The sequence below is a fragment of the Noviherbaspirillum sp. genome (genome assembly GCF_036846085.1).
GTDB lineage: Bacteria > Pseudomonadota > Gammaproteobacteria > Burkholderiales > Burkholderiaceae_D > Noviherbaspirillum.
This window is the reverse complement of sequence record NZ_DAIUCO010000017.1, coordinates 22685-37329: the sequence shown is the minus strand read 5'-3', so window position 1 is coordinate 37329 and position 14645 is coordinate 22685. Positions and strand designations below refer to the sequence as shown.

The window sequence follows — 14645 nt, the reverse complement described above, 5'->3', positions numbered from 1 at the left end:
GGCCACCGATGATACGCACCTGCCTTGCGGGACCGGCGTGGCGAATCAGGCCTCCGCGGGAAGCGGTTTTCCCGCCCTGCCTATTTCGCATTTTGCTTGCCGTTCCCCACCACTACGGTGACGAGCCGGTCGACGGCAATGTTCCGGTTGAACGCTGCCTTGATGTCAGCTGCCGTCACCTTGGCCACGTTTTCGGTCCAGGTATCGAGATAATTCAGTGGCAATCCGTAGAAACCGATGACGGCGATATTGTCGAGAATCTTGCGGTTATTATCGATGCGCAGCGGGAAGCCGCCGATCAGGTTGTCCTTCGCCGCTTTCAGCTCGCGTGCCGTCGGCCCCTCCTGCAGGAAGCGCGCGGCGGTGTCACGCACGACCTTCAATGCTTCGTCCGCCTGTTCCTTCTGGGTCTGCAGGCCGATCTGGAACGGCCCTTCCTGTGCCATCGGGCTGAAGTAGCTGTATACGCTGTACGACAAGCCGCGCTTTTCGCGCACCTCCTGCGTGAGGCGGGACACGAAGCCACCGCCGCCGAGCACATAGTTGCCGACCGTCAGCGCGAAGAAGTCCGGGTCGCCCCGCTTGATCGCCGGGATGCCGATCTGTATATGCGCCTGGGAAGCAGGGTGGGTAATCAGTTCCTCCTGTCCCTGTCCGGCGGGTACCGCAGGCAGTGCAGGCAGTGGCGCACCTTGCGGCAGGCGTACCGTCAACTGCTTCGCAATCGCCTCGGCGTCTGCACGCGAAATGTCGCCGATCATCGCAATTACTGCGCGGTTGGCCACATAGTGATTCCGGTGGAAGTTCAGCAGATCATCACGGGATATGGATTGGACCGATTCAACCGTTTCGTGTTTCGCATAGGGGTGGGTTCCGTACAACAGTCTCCAGAACGCCTTGCCGGCAATGGATTCCGGTTTGGTTTCATCTTCCTTGATCGCGGCGATGGTACGCGCCTTGTCGCGCGCAAGCAGCTCTTCCGGAAAACTCGGATGCGCAAGAAGACGTGACAGCACGGCGACCGATTTGTCGCGCTCCATTGTGGACGACAGGGTCCGCAATGAGACGCCGGCCCGGTCATTTCCCGCACCGCCGCCGCGTTGGGCGGCCGTGTCGGCCAGGGTGTCGGAAATCTGCGCCTCGGTCAGCGCCGGTTCGCTCTGGGGCGCATCAGAGGCGCGTACGCCGCGTGCGAGCATCGCATTGGTCAGCGAAGCGATGCCGGCTTTATCGGCGGGATCGCGGCGTGAGCCGGCGTCGAATTCGACACTGATGTCGAGAACGGGAATCGAGTTGTTCTCGACGAAGAGCACGCGCGCGCCATTGTCGAGTGTCCAGGATTGGATCTTCAAGGCAGCGTGCGCATTCAGTGCGACGCACATCACCAAGGCAAAAACAAATTTTTTCATGGTCATATTTCATTGAAGCCGGCGCTTGCGGCATATGCGCAGGCGCCAGGCAATGCTAGTGGCGCAGCGGTGGAGGTGCCGGTTTCTTTTCCGACAGCGGCAGTGGATACAGCGTGCCGACCGTCAGGCTTTCATCACCAAAATATTTCTGGGCAACCGCCTGGACCTGCGCCGACGTGACGGTTTTGAGTTTCTCGATGATGCGGTCGATATCCTTATGGGAAAGGCCGCTCATTTCCATGACGCCGATCTCCATCGCCTGTCCGAACACCGAATCGCGCTTATAAATTTGTCCGGCGATGAGCTGTGTCTTTACCCGCGTCAGCTCTTCTTCCGATACGCCTTCCTTGGCGATCCGTTCGACCTCCGCCCGCAGCATCTTTTCAAGCTGTTCGGTGGTGGTGCCCTGTGCCGGCGTGCCGTCCAGAAGGAACAAGACGGGACCACGCGCGATGTTGGAATAGCCGGCGCCCGCCGAATTGGCAACCCGATCGGTGCGCACCAGCTTTGCATTCAGCCGGGCATTGTCGTAACCGTCCAGCACGGCCGCCAGGACGTCAAGGGCATACACGTCCTGATCCTTTTCCACGTCGCGGAGCGTGGGCACCTTGAATGCCATCACCACGTACGGATTCTCGGCCGGCGCCCTGACGGTGATCCGCTTGATGCCGCGTTGCGGCGGCTCGATTTGCGGCTTGCGCAGCGGCAGCACTTCCTTGGGATACCTGCCGTAGTACTTTTCCGCCAGCGCAAGAACCTTTTTTGCATCCACGTCGCCGGCAACGACCAGCGTGGCATTGTTCGGTGCATACCAGCGCTGGTACCACGCCTTTGCGTCATCCACCGTCATGTTCTGAAGGTCGTTCATCCAGCCGATAATCGGATTGTGGTAGGGATGCGCGGTGAAAGCGGTCGCATTCAGTGCTTCATACAGCAAGGGAATCGGCTGGTCTTCGGTGCGCCAGCGCCGCTCTTCCATTACCACGCGAACTTCCCTGCCGAACTCGTCCTTGTCGAAGATGAGGTTGGACATGCGGTCCGATTCCAGCGCCATTACCTGTTCCAGCCTCGACTTTTCGATCTGCTGGAAATAGGCGGTGTAATCCTTGCTCGTGAAGGCGTTCTCACGGCCGCCGAGCGCGGCGACACGCTGGCTGAACTCCCCCGGCTTCAGGGTCTTGGTACCTTTGAACATCATGTGTTCGAGGACGTGGGCGACACCGGTGGTTCCGCTCTGTTCGTCCATCGATCCGACCTTGTACCAGACCATGTGCGCAACCGTGGGTGCGCGGTTGTCTTCCTTGACGATAACTTTCATGCCGTTCTTCAGCATGAATTCCTTTGCAGGCTGGGCCTGCGCGGCGAGAGACTGCAGTGGGGCGACAAGCAGCACCCAGGCCGACATGATTGCAGCGATCCGGATTTTCATAGGCAACGCTCTGTTAGAATGTCGCGATTGTATCTTCTTTCCGAGCAGAGGCTGAACGGCCTCCCACCGCACTTCTTTCAATTCCCGATGTTTAGTTTCTTCAAGAAAAAATCCAAAGACACGCCCGTTTCCGACGAGAAATTGGAAGAGATCGTGCCGACCCAGGAAGCGACGCCTATTGTCGAGGATAAGGAAAATCCGTCTCCGGCAGAACAGAAGTCATCATGGTTTGACCGCATCAGGGGAGATACGCCGGCAGGGGCCGCACCGAAGAAGCCGGTCGAGCCGCCGCCGGTGAAGCAGAAGGCTGCCGTGCCGGCGCGCCTGGCCTCTGCGCCGGCCGATGTGCCAGCGGAAGTGTCAGATCCAATTCATGAGGAAGGTGAAATCGTTCCCGCACCTGCACCGTCCCAGGAACAGCGGCAGTCGTGGCTCAATCGGCTGAAGACCGGATTATCGAAGACTTCGACCAATCTGACCACGCTGTTTGTCGGCGCAAAGATCGATGACGATTTGTACGACGAACTGGAATCGGCATTGCTGGTTTCGGATGCCGGTGTCGAAGCCACCCGATATCTGCTCGACGCCCTCAAGAAGAAGGTCAAGGAAGGCAAGCTCACCGAAGCGGCCCAAGTCAAGGCGGCTCTGCGCGGCTTGCTGGTCGACATGCTCAGGCCGTTGCAGAAGCCTATGGTGCTTGGCCTGCATCAACCGCTGGTGATGATGATTGCCGGCGTCAACGGGGCCGGAAAGACGACCACGATAGGCAAGCTTGCCAAGCACTTGCAGGCGCACGAACAGTCTGTCCTGCTGGCGGCAGGCGATACCTTCCGCGCGGCCGCCAGGGAACAGCTGACAATCTGGGGCGAGCGCAATAACGTTGTGGTCATCGCACAGGAGTCCGGAGACCCGGCCGCCGTTGCTTACGACGCGGTGCAGTCGGCGAAAGCGCGCCGGATCAATGTCGTGATGGTAGATACGGCGGGTCGCCTGCCAACGCAACTGCACCTGATGGAAGAGCTGAAGAAGGTACAGCGCGTCATTGGCAAAGGCATGGAAGGCGCACCGCATGAGGTCCTGCTCGTTATCGATGGCAATACCGGGCAGAACGCCCTTGCACAGGTAAAAGCCTTCGACGATGCGCTCAAACTGACCGGACTGATCGTCACCAAACTGGACGGCACCGCGAAAGGCGGCGTGCTTGCGGCCATTGCGAAGACGCGGCCGGTGCCGGTGTACTTTATCGGTGTCGGCGAGAAGATCGAGGACTTGCAGCCGTTCGATGCCGAGGAGTTCGTCGACGCCTTGCTGAGCTGATTTCAATGATTGAATTCAAGCAGGTATCCAAACGCTATGGCGGCAATGCAATGGCATTGTCGGACATTACCCTGTCGATCCCGACCGGCGAACTGGCGTTTCTCTCCGGACCGTCCGGCGCGGGAAAATCCACCCTGCTCAAAATGATACCCGCCATCGAACGACCGACTTCGGGCACCGTCACTGTCTACGGGCAGGATGTCGGCGCCTTGCAAGCCGCCGGGCTACCCTATTTGCGGCGAAAAATCGGCTTGATCTTTCAGCAGCAACGGCTGTTGTTTGACCGCAGCGTCCTGTCGAACGTCATGCTGCCGCTATTGGTGACGGGTTCAACGAAAGCCGAAGCGGAGCGACGTGCCCGCGCTGCGCTCGACAAGGTGGGACTTCCCGAAAAAGCGGCGAGCAATCCGCAAACCTTGTCCGGCGGCGAACAGCAGCGGGTGGCCATTGCCCGGGCGATCGTCAATCGCCCGCAAATCATCCTTGCCGACGAACCGACAGCCAACCTTGATCGCGCAAGCGCCGATCTCGTCCTCGACGCACTGAAAGCCTTTCACGGCGCCGGTGTGACATGCCTGATTTCGACCCATGACGAGCACATCCTTGCAAGTGCGACACGGATCATCAGGTTGCATCAAGGCCGCCTGGTCCCGGGTGCCGGTACGGAATTCCTGCGAGGCGCAGCATGAGCGCCTGGATCCGTCAGCACCTGGCGGCTATTGCGGATGCAATCAGGCAATTTGCCCATGCGCCGGGAAGCTTCGCCATGAATGTCCTCGTCATAGCGATCGCCCTTTCCCTTCCTTTCGCCGGGCTGACCCTGTTGGAAAATGTGCGTCCTGTCAGCGAGCAACTGGCAGTGGAACCCGAGATCAGTATATTCATGGGCGTCGACACACCCCGTGAGCGATCCAGGGCACTGGCCGCCGATATACAGCGCGTGCTGCAGAAGACCGGCAATACGGGCAGGCTTGAATTCATTCCACGTGAACATGCGCTCAGCGCACTGAAGAGCCGCACCGGATTGTCCGACGCCCTTACCACCCTGGGCGAGAATCCTCTGCCGGACGGATATGTATTGAAGCTTGCCGGATTCCAGTCGGCGGACGATGCGCGAAAAATTGATGCCATCGCCGTGCAATTAAAAGCGCTACCCGGTGTCGAATATGTGCAGGTCGACTCGGCCTGGGTGAAGCGGCTGGCGGCGCTCATGCAGGTATTGCGCCTAGGCTTGTTTTTCCTTGCGGCGACACTGGCGGTGGTGGTGGTTGCAGTCGTCTTCAATACAGTCCGACTCCAGGTGTTGACCCAACGTGAAGAGATCGAAGTTTGCCGGTTGTTCGGTGCGACGGATAGCCATATCTCCAGGCCGTTTTACTACACAGGCGCGCTGCTCGGTTTGCTGGCTGGGGTTACGGCGCTTCTCGCGGTGGGAACTGCGCTTCGCCCGCTGAATGGCGCAATCGCGGAATTTGCCCGTTTGTATGCATCCGAATTTCAGCTTTCGTCTCTGCATGGGCCGATCGTTGTTCTTTTATTGGCGGGCAGCTCCGGTCTCGGGCTTTTCGGTGCCCTGCTTTCAGTGCGGCGGCATCTTTCCCGCTTGGCCTGATTTTTAAAATACCGTCCGGACACTTGATTTCACACAACTTCGTCATTGTGATTTTCAATACAGTTAGCGTTAGCAATCAATTACGCTTCTGCAATAGCAATTAACCTATCCATCCCTTTAAAATCCCTCATTAGCACTCTGTTTCCTAGAGTGCTAATATAACGACTGATCTGACTGACCGGTCTTTTGGCCGGGAATTTGTTGGGGAAGAAGGAGAAAAAATGACTACACCATCTGCACAATCCGGACTAGTTCCCTTTGGAAATCAGGCACTTTCGCTTGGATTTTCGGGCAGCTTGGGCAACATTGAAGCGTATATCTCCGCCGTAAACCGGCTTCCGATGCTTTCGCAGGAAGAAGAAATATCGCTCGCCCGCCGTCTTCGGGACAACAATGATCTGGCAGCTGCGCAGAAGCTGGTTTTATCCCATTTACGCCTGGTGGTGTCGATTGCACGCGGTTATCTCGGTTACGGATTGCCGCATGCCGACTTGATTCAGGAAGGTAATATCGGGCTGATGAAAGCAGTCAAGCGGTTCGACCCTGATCAGGGTGTGCGCCTGGTCTCGTATGCGATGCACTGGATCAAGGCTGAAATGCACGAGTACATCCTGAAGAACTGGCGGCTCGTCAAGGTGGCCACCACCAAGGCCCAGCGCAAATTGTTTTTCAACCTGCGCAGCCACAAGGAAGGGCTGGACGCCATGACGCCGGCGCAAGTCGAGGATCTTGCCAGGACGTTGAACGTCAAGCGTGAAGAAGTGATTGAAATGGAAACCCGCATGTCGGGCCGCGATATTGCGCTTGAGGCGCCGACCGACGACGAAGACGACAAGTTTGCACCGATTGCTTACCTGTCCTCCGATGCCAATGAGCCGACCAAGGCGTTGGAAGCGCAGCAGTATGACCGGCTCCAGTCGGAAGGCCTGGAGACTGCGCTGGGGAAGCTGGATCCCCGCTCCCGTCGCATCGTGGAGGCACGCTGGTTATCGAACGACGACGGTTCCGGCGCAACGCTGCATGAGTTGGCCGATGAGTTCGGCGTGTCTGCCGAGCGAATTCGCCAGATCGAAAGTGCCGCGCTGAAGAAAATGAAAGGCGCATTGGCCGAGTACGCCTGATGCCTAGCATCGTTGAAGTAGCACCAAACAAAAAGCGCTCGATATCGAGCGCTTTTTGTTTGGTGCCACGTAATTGCCTTTGTCAGGACAGCAGCATCTTCAAATCATGCACGATCGGTTCCGTACCCTGTCCGTGCCGGATGAAAAGCCGAATACGCCCCTGCGGATCAAATACATAGCTTCCCGCGGTGTGATCCACCGAATAGCTGCCGGGAGTCTTGCCAGGCACCTTTTGATAGAAGACCTTGAATTCCTTGGCCACCGCATCCGTTGCCGCTTTATCACCCACCAGTCCCAGGAAGCGCGAATCGAACGCAGGCACATACTGGGCTAAAAGCTGCTGTGTGTCGCGTTCCGGATCGACTGTGATGAACAATACCTGAACCTTGTCGGCCAACGGCCCGAGCTCTTTCATGACGCCGGCCATCTCCGACATCGTCGTCGGACAGACGTCCGGGCATTGGGTAAATCCAAAAAAAACCACTACTGCCTTGCCCTTGAAGTCGGCAAGGGTACGGGTCTTGCCGGTATGGTCGGTCAGCGTAAAGCCGCGGGCATAGTCAAGACCGGTGATGTCGGTGTTCTTGAACACCTGTTCTGGTTGACGGTTGCATCCGGCCAGTACAAACAGGGCGAACAGCGCAAGAACAAACGACCGGATGAAGGATGGAGAGTGCATGCCTTAAAACTTCAGATAGTGATCGGCCAGCAGGGCAACGAAAAGCAACGACAGATAGACGATTGAATACGTAAATGTCTGACGCGCCAGCAGATCGGTGTAATGACGATATATCCGCCATGCATACCAGAGGAAAATTGCACCCAGAATCGAGGCGCTCGCGAGATAGATCAGCCCACTCATCTTCACCGCGTAAGGCAACATGGTCGTGGCCACCAGCGCGATCGTGTATAGCAGGATATGGAATTGGGTGAACTTGAGGCCGTGAGTGATGGGCAGCATCGGCAATCCGGACCTTGCGTAATCGTCACGGCGATAAAGAGCCAGTGCCCAGAAATGCGGTGGCGTCCACACGAAAATGATCAGGACCAGTATCCATGCTTGCATAGGGACGTCATTGGCAATCGCCGCCCAACCCAATGCCGGCGGCATGGCACCGGACAAGCCGCCGATGACGATGTTTTGCGGTGTCGCCGGCTTCAGAATCATCGTATAAATGACAGCGTAACCGACGAAGGTGGCAAAGGTCAGCCACATGGTGAGCGGGTTCACGAAGTTATAGAGAACCCACATGCCGATGCCGCCGATCACGCCGGAAAAGACCAGGGTTTGCGACACGGTCAATTCGCCCGTGGCCATCGGACGGCGGGCAGTACGGGCCATGCGCGAGTCGATTTCACGTTCCACCAGGCAATTGACGGCAAAAGCGGCTCCCGCAAGAAGCCAGATGCCGATTGTCGCCGCTATGACTGTTTTCCAGTCTGGCAGAGTGGGCGTTGCGAGAAACATGCCGATCACTGCGCAAAACACGGCCAGCTGCGTCACGCGCGGCTTGGTCAATGCCCAGTATTGCGCAAGGCGGTTAGGGGAAGCGGTCAAGGTAGTCAATTGGATCTCAGGCGGCGGACAGGCGAGTGGTGGCGTGATGTGCAGCGGTCGCTGTCGGAATTCGAGCCTTGTAGTTTAACATGGTCAGTAGCAGCACGAGCAGCGCCGCGCCGCCGTTGTGTGCCACTGCCAGAGCGAGCGGCCACTGCAGGAAAATTGTCGTCAGCCCGGTCAGAAGCTGAATTGTCATTACGACCAGTATCCATAGCCCGGTTTTCCGGAGGCCGTCGATTCGCATCGCTTTATGTGCCAGCCATGCCAGGAACGCGATCACGACAAAGGCAAAGCTGCGATGCACCCAATGGATGGCGGTCAGCGCGGGAAACGGAAGGTACTCGCCGTCTGCGGTTTTACCCAGGTGACGCCATAGGGTGAAGCCATTGGCGAAATCCATCTGCGGCAGTAACTGTCCGTGGCAAAGAGGAAAATCCATGCACGCCAGCGCGGCATAGTTGGTACTGACCCACCCTCCCAAAGCGATCTGCACGCTCAACAGCAGCATCGCAATCACTGCAGGCATCCGCATGCTCACGGCATTTTGCGCGATCGGTGCGTGCCGGCTCTGACTGGCCGCCATCCAGGTCAGCATTCCCAGGAGGCCCATGCCAAGCACCAAGTGGATCGTCACGATGACGGGCTGCAGCTTCAGTGTCACTGTCCAGGCACCGAACGCGCCCTGAACGCAGACGAACAGCAGCAACAGCGTTGGAAACCAGGGCGAAAATCGTTCATCCGTTCGTTTGGATTTCGTCCAGCGCAGCCAGGCAATCGTCATGATTGCGAGAATGAGCACTCCGACACCCATTGCGAGATAGCGATGGATCATTTCGATCCATGCCTTCATCACCGTTACAGGGCCGTCAGGCATGGCTGCTTCGGCGGCACGGATCTGGTCGAGTGCCTGCAGGGGATTGGCATGGCCATAACAACCGGGCCAGTCGGGGCATCCGAGCCCGGAGTCTGTCAGGCGCGTGAATGCGCCGAACATGATCAGATCGAAGGTCAGGAACAGCGTGACCCAAATCAGCTTGCGATATTTGTTCCTGTCGCTGGACACCCAGACAACGGCAAGCGGCAGCATTGCCGCGAGAATACCCATGATTGCCAACTGGATCAGCATACCGGTGTCATCCTATGCGTGAGGCTTTAAGAAGTTTCGACAGGTCCTTTTTGACCTTATTGGGGTCTGCGTCCTTGGGAAACCGCATCATCAGGTTGCCCAGGGGATCGATCATGTACAGGTGATCGCTGATCGTCGTCCCGCCGTCGGTAGGCAGCCAATTCTTCAACGCTTCCGGCTTTGCGCGCAGCATGTGTGTGCCATCGTATTCACGCATCAGCATCGTATCCAGGGGATCGCCATCGGTCACCAACCATACCCGCTCGATCCGGTCCTTGTCTTTTCCCATTGCCAGCCGCAACTGGCGCATGTCGTGCAAGCGCTCCCGGCAAGGCGGCGCGCATTCGGCATCGGCAACCTGCAACATGATCCACTTTCCGTTATAGGCATTCAGTTCGAGCGGCTTGCCGTCGAGTCCCGTGGTATTCAACGGCGGCATCGGGTGCGCGCGCGGATCGATCAGTGTGCCGTAATTGGTGCGTCCCTGCGGCTTGATGACGTAATAGGTCAGGTAGGACGCGATCATCGGGGCCGCGCAGATAAGAATGACTGCGAACAGCTTCCATCTTCCGGATTTTTGTTGCTTAGTGTTTTCCACGTCGGAGTCCTGTTACTACATAAAAGAGAAATGCGGTCGCTGCCAGCGCATACCATTGGAAAGCGTATCCACGGTGCTTGTCGACGCCCGTCGACGGCCTGAGCCATTCACGCACGAGGCCGTCCCGTGTGTCGCTGGTTTGCTCCAGCACAAATGATTGCATCGGCAATCTGGTGGCGCGTTCGAATTCTGCAATATCCAGATTTTGCACGATGGCGCCGGGCTTCAGTGGTTCGGGCTGGCCCAATTGCAATACCTGGCCGGCATTTCGCCGTGCGATGCCCTCCAGTTCGATCATGCCTCCTGGCGTGGCAATATCCGGCAACCGGGTCCGATCGACTGCGTCACGTTTGGCCCAACCCCGCGCCACCAGGATGTGCATGTCGGACCCGGCAATCTTGAATGGCATCAGCAGATGAAAACCAGCGGCACCTTGGTGGGGACGGTTATCGAGATACACGGGCCAGTCACGAACGAATTGCCCTGATACGCGAATGCGCCGGTATTCCACTTCGTCAATCGCGGGACGCCCGGTAGACAGCATCACCGGCGCGGCTGCCTCACGCGTCGACAGCTTATGCTCGATCGCAAGCTTTTCCGCCGCCCTTCTCGTCTGCCATTGGCCAAGCGAAATGCCGATCGTCACCGCAATGATCGTCGCAATAAACGGAATCCAGCGAAACCGGAATTTTATTGGCATTACAATGTCACTTTATTCAGACCATCCATCACGCTGGTGGACGTAATCAGACCAGCGTGTGCAATCATGAAAATTCTTGTCGCCATTGCTTTCATCCTTATCCTGGGCAGCCTCGCCTCGGCACTTGTCTTTCTGATGCGAGACAAAGGCAAAAGCAACCGGACCGTCAAGGCATTGGCCATGCGCGTCGGGTTCTCCATCACATTGTTCGTACTGCTCCTCATCGCGCACCAGATGGGGTGGATTGAACCCACCGGCATTCGTTGACGAAGAGTCGATAATTCCGGATGCCAACAGCAAAAAAGCCGCACCTTGGTGCGGCTTTTCTTCACCAACCTGGAATTACAGCCAGTAGACCACGACGTACAAGCCGAGCCAGACAACGTCGACAAAGTGCCAATACCATGCTGCGCCTTCAAATCCGAAGTGATGGTCGGGCGTGAAGTGCCCCTTCATCAAACGATACAGCACGACGGCGAGCATGATGGCGCCGAGCGTCACGTGAAATCCATGGAATCCCGTCAACATGAAGAATGTGGACCCATAAATGCCGGAGGTCAGCTTCAGGTTCAGGTCGCTGTAAGCATGCATGTACTCATATACCTGGAAACCCATGAAGATTGCGCCGAGCAGAATCGTGGCGAACAGCCAGAAAGCAGTTTTGCTGCGCTCACCGGCGCGAAGCGCGTGGTGGGAAATCGTCAGGGTGACGCCGGACAACAGCAATAGTGCGGTATTGATCGTCGGGATAGGGAAAGGGCCCATCTTGTTGTAGGCATCGATTGTGCCGGCAGGTGTATTGCCCCACTGAGCGGCGAAATCAGGCCAGAGCAGTTTGTGGTCAAGATCGGCAAGCCATGGCAACGTCACCGCGCGCGCATAGAAAAGCGCACCGAAGAAGCCGGCAAAAAACATCACTTCCGAGAAGATGAACCAGCTCATGCTCCAGCGATACGAAACGTCGATACGGCTGTTATAAAGACCGCTTTCCGATTCCGCAATCGCGTCACCGAACCACTTGTACAGAACCACCAGAAAACCGAGGAGGCCAATGATATTGGCAACCGGGCCCCAGCCGTATCCGTTGACCCAGGCCGACGCGCCAGCCATTGTCACCAGCAGCGTCGCGCCCGCCAGTACCGGCCATTTCGACGGACCCGGCACAAAATAATGTGGCGCATTCGCGTGTTGAGAACCCATCTCCATCTCCCAATACAATATGTAAAAAATTAGTTTGCAACGACTGCATTCACGATCAACAACAGGATCGCAACAAATATGGCTGCGGCGACAATACCGGCAATGATCACATGCACCGGATTGAGTTGCTGGGTATCTTTTTCATAGTCGCTTCTTTTGCGCACACCGAAAAAAGACCACAGCACCGCTTTCACCGTCGCACCGAAGGAAGCCTTTCGCTGCGACGCTTTTTTCAAATCATTCATGAACGTGTCTCAACTCGCCGCCTTGCCAGTGCCGCCGACTTCGAAAAACGTGTACGACAATGTTATCGTCTTCACATCCTTCGGCAATGCGGGGTCGATATAAAACACGACCGGCATCTGCTTTGCCTGGTTCGGACCAAGGGTCTGCTGCTTGAAACAGAAACATTCCATTTTCTTGAAATGGCTTGCGGCCTGCTGAGGCGCATAGCTTGGAATGGCTTGCGCATCAATGCTGCGTGCCTGCGTATTCACCACTTCATACACTACCTGCACCATTTCTCCCGGATGCACCTGCATGCTGCCGACAGTCGGCCGGAAGCGCAAGGGGCCGTGGGCATTCGCATCGAATTCGATTGTTACGGTGCGGGTCTTGTCAACCTGCGTGTTGCCGATATCCTTGACAGTGTCGTCCTTGGGAGTCAGCACGTTGATGCCGGTAATCTCGCAGATCTTCTTGTACACAGGAACAAGCGCATAGCCGAAGCCGAACATCAGCACGGCTATCACGAGCAGCTTGCCGAGCATCCGGCTATTCAGTTTGCGGGAATGTGCACCGCCTGAGTTCGAGGTTTGCATATCAACTGAACCAGAACCGTTTGACGAACAATCCAATGAAAAATGCCAGGGCAAGCGACGCCAGGATCAAAGCCGTCTTGAGATTGTTCGGTTTGTTTGGATCCGGCATAACCCTTTTCGGGCGGACGCGTTGTCCGCCCTATCCTTGCTTTTAAGTTACTTCACTGTCGGAGGCACTTCAAATGTATGGAATGGAGCCGGGCTCGGCACAGTCCACTCCAGGCCTTCCGCACCTTCCCACGGTTTCGCAGGCGCTTCCTTCCCGCCCTTGATGGACGGCAATATAACAGCGAACAGGAAATACACCTGCATCAAGCCGAATCCGAAGGCACCGATCGACGCAATCATGTTGAAATCGGTGAATTGCGCCGGATAGTCGGCATAGCGGCGGGGCATGCCGGCCAAGCCGAGGAAGTGCATCGGGAAGAAAGTGATGTTGAACGTGATCAGCGAACCCCAGAAATGGAACTTGCCACGGCCTTCATCGTACATGTAACCAGTCCACTTCGGACCCCAGTAGTAGAAGCCTGCGAACAGCGCAAACAACGATCCGGCCACGAGCACGTAGTGGAAGTGCGCCACGACATAGTAGGTGTCCTGCATCTGGATGTCGATCGGTGTCACGGCCAGAATCAGGCCCGTGAAGCCGCCCATCGTGAAGACGAAGATGAAACCGATCGCGAACAGCATCGGTGTTTCAAATGTCATCGAGCCTTTCCACATCGTCGCGATCCAGTTGAACACTTTCACGCCGGTCGGCACCGCGATCAGCATGGTTGCGTACATGAAGAACAACTGGCTTGTCACCGGCATGCCGGTGGTAAACATGTGGTGCGCCCAAACGATGAAGGACAGGATGGCGATCGAGGATGTTGCGTACACCATTGATGCATATCCGAACAACTGCTTGCGGGCAAAGGTCGGGATGATGTGTGACACGATACCGAAGGCCGGCAGAATCATGATGTAGACCTCGGGGTGACCGAAGAACCAGAAGATATGCTGGTACATCACCGGGTCGCCACCACCGGCGGCATTGAAGAACGATGTGCCGAAATGACGGTCCGTCAGTGTCATCGTGATTGCGCCCGCGAGAACCGGCATCACGGCGATCAGCAGGTAGGCGGTAATCAGCCAGGTCCAGCAGAACATTGGCATCTTCATCAATGTCATGCCGGGAGCGCGCATGTTCAGGATGGTCGTGATGATGTTGATCGAACCCATGATCGACGACGCGCCCATGATGTGCATCGCGAAGATACCCATGTCCATGCCGATACCCATCTGGGTCGACAGCGGCGCATACAGGGTCCAGCCGGCGGCGGTCGCGCCGCCCGGAACCAGGAAGGAACCTGCGAGCAGCAGCGCTGCCGGTGGCAACAGCCAGAACGAGAAGTTATTCATCCGGGCGAATGCCATGTCGGACGCGCCGATCTGCAGCGGAATCATCCAGTTCGCAAAGCCGACGAAGGCGGGCATGATGGCGCCAAACACCATGATGAGGCCGTGCATTGTGGTCAGCTGGTTGAAGAACTCCGGCTGCACCAGCTGCAGGCCGGGCTGGAACAGCTCGGCTCGGATGCCCAGGGCCAGCACACCGCCGGACAAGAGCATGATGAAAGAAAACCAGAGGTAAAGCGTTCCGATATCCTTGTGGTTGGTTGCATACAGCCAACGGCGCCAGCCATGCGGGTGCGCGTGATCATGAGAATGATCGTGTGCGTGATCGACTGCTGTGGTGCTCATCTCAA

The 14645-nt window shown here is 57.1% G+C and carries 17 protein-coding genes; 5 read left to right on the top strand and 12 right to left on the bottom strand.

Annotation, left to right across the window (positions count from 1 at the left end; translation table 11 throughout):
- Positions 1-80: 80 nt before the first annotated feature.
- Both V7080_RS03660 and V7080_RS03655 read right to left on the bottom strand, forming a co-directional pair.
- Positions 81-1409: a M16 family metallopeptidase gene (locus V7080_RS03660; protein WP_334187042.1), complete on the bottom strand. Its 1329-nt coding sequence runs from the start codon at positions 1407-1409 to the stop codon at positions 81-83.
- Positions 1410-1464: 55 nt separating this feature from the next.
- Positions 1465-2838: a M16 family metallopeptidase gene (locus V7080_RS03655; protein WP_334187041.1), complete on the bottom strand. Its 1374-nt coding sequence runs from the start codon at positions 2836-2838 to the stop codon at positions 1465-1467.
- Positions 2839-2925: 87 nt separating this feature from the next.
- Here V7080_RS03655 and ftsY point away from each other — a divergent pair, with 87 nt between their 5' ends.
- From ftsY to rpoH, 4 genes are all read left to right on the top strand, one after another.
- Positions 2926-4155 carry a signal recognition particle-docking protein FtsY gene (ftsY, locus tag V7080_RS03650; RefSeq protein ID WP_334187040.1) on the top strand — a complete coding sequence of 410 codons (1230 nt, stop codon included), beginning with the start codon at positions 2926-2928 and terminating at the stop codon, positions 4153-4155.
- A gap of 5 nt (positions 4156-4160) precedes the next feature.
- Positions 4161-4844 (top strand): cell division ATP-binding protein FtsE, encoded by a 684-nt coding sequence (locus V7080_RS03645; protein ID WP_334187039.1) that lies wholly within the window; start codon positions 4161-4163, stop codon positions 4842-4844.
- The gene (locus V7080_RS03640; protein ID WP_334187038.1) at positions 4841-5767 is read left to right on the top strand and encodes a cell division protein FtsX; all 927 of its coding nucleotides are present in this window, start codon (positions 4841-4843) and stop codon (positions 5765-5767) included. Before V7080_RS03645 ends, V7080_RS03640 begins: the two co-directional genes overlap by 4 nt.
- Before the next feature lie 221 nt (positions 5768-5988).
- Positions 5989-6888 carry an RNA polymerase sigma factor RpoH gene (gene rpoH / locus V7080_RS03635; RefSeq protein ID WP_334187037.1) on the top strand — a complete coding sequence of 300 codons (900 nt, stop codon included), beginning with the start codon at positions 5989-5991 and terminating at the stop codon, positions 6886-6888.
- 82 nt (positions 6889-6970) lie between these two features.
- Here rpoH and V7080_RS03630 read toward each other — a convergent pair whose 3' ends face one another.
- From V7080_RS03630 to V7080_RS03610, 5 genes are read right to left on the bottom strand one after another with little or no spacing between them, the layout of a single operon-like run.
- Positions 6971-7567 carry an SCO family protein gene (locus tag V7080_RS03630; RefSeq protein ID WP_334187036.1) on the bottom strand — a complete coding sequence of 199 codons (597 nt, stop codon included), beginning with the start codon at positions 7565-7567 and terminating at the stop codon, positions 6971-6973.
- Between the two features lie 3 nt (positions 7568-7570).
- On the bottom strand, positions 7571-8455 hold the full coding sequence (gene cyoE / locus V7080_RS03625; protein ID WP_334187035.1) for a heme o synthase: 885 nt from the start codon (positions 8453-8455) through the stop codon (positions 7571-7573).
- A 7-nt stretch (positions 8456-8462) separates the two neighbouring features.
- A complete protein-coding gene (locus V7080_RS03620; protein ID WP_334187034.1) occupies positions 8463-9575 on the bottom strand; it encodes a COX15/CtaA family protein in 1113 nt (370 codons plus the stop codon).
- A gap of 7 nt (positions 9576-9582) precedes the next feature.
- Positions 9583-10173 (bottom strand): SCO family protein, encoded by a 591-nt coding sequence (locus V7080_RS03615; RefSeq protein WP_442947173.1) that lies wholly within the window; start codon positions 10171-10173, stop codon positions 9583-9585.
- Positions 10160-10873 carry an SURF1 family protein gene (locus V7080_RS03610; protein WP_334187033.1) on the bottom strand — a complete coding sequence of 238 codons (714 nt, stop codon included), beginning with the start codon at positions 10871-10873 and terminating at the stop codon, positions 10160-10162. Before V7080_RS03610 ends, V7080_RS03615 begins: the two co-directional genes overlap by 14 nt.
- 66 nt (positions 10874-10939) lie before the next feature.
- On the opposite strand from V7080_RS03610, the gene V7080_RS03605 reads away from it, so the two are divergent.
- Positions 10940-11140, top strand: coding sequence for a twin transmembrane helix small protein (locus V7080_RS03605; protein ID WP_334187032.1), 201 nt, complete (start codon positions 10940-10942; stop codon positions 11138-11140).
- A gap of 75 nt (positions 11141-11215) precedes the next feature.
- Here V7080_RS03605 and V7080_RS03600 read toward each other — a convergent pair whose 3' ends face one another.
- From V7080_RS03600 to ctaD, 5 genes are read right to left on the bottom strand one after another with little or no spacing between them, the layout of a single operon-like run.
- On the bottom strand, positions 11216-12073 hold the full coding sequence (locus tag V7080_RS03600; protein ID WP_334187031.1) for a cytochrome c oxidase subunit 3: 858 nt from the start codon (positions 12071-12073) through the stop codon (positions 11216-11218).
- 29 nt (positions 12074-12102) lie between these two features.
- A complete protein-coding gene (locus V7080_RS03595) occupies positions 12103-12318 on the bottom strand; it encodes a DUF2970 domain-containing protein (protein ID WP_334187030.1) in 216 nt (71 codons plus the stop codon).
- A 9-nt stretch (positions 12319-12327) separates the two neighbouring features.
- Positions 12328-12894, bottom strand: coding sequence for a cytochrome c oxidase assembly protein (locus V7080_RS03590; protein ID WP_334187029.1), 567 nt, complete (start codon positions 12892-12894; stop codon positions 12328-12330).
- A gap of 1 nt (position 12895) precedes the next feature.
- Complete coding sequence (locus tag V7080_RS03585) at positions 12896-13003, bottom strand: cytochrome oxidase small assembly protein (RefSeq protein ID WP_334187028.1); 108 nt, start codon at positions 13001-13003, stop codon at positions 12896-12898.
- A 47-nt stretch (positions 13004-13050) separates the two neighbouring features.
- Complete coding sequence (ctaD, locus tag V7080_RS03580) at positions 13051-14640, bottom strand: cytochrome c oxidase subunit I (RefSeq protein WP_334187027.1); 1590 nt, start codon at positions 14638-14640, stop codon at positions 13051-13053.
- Between the last annotated feature and the right edge of the window lie 5 nt (positions 14641-14645).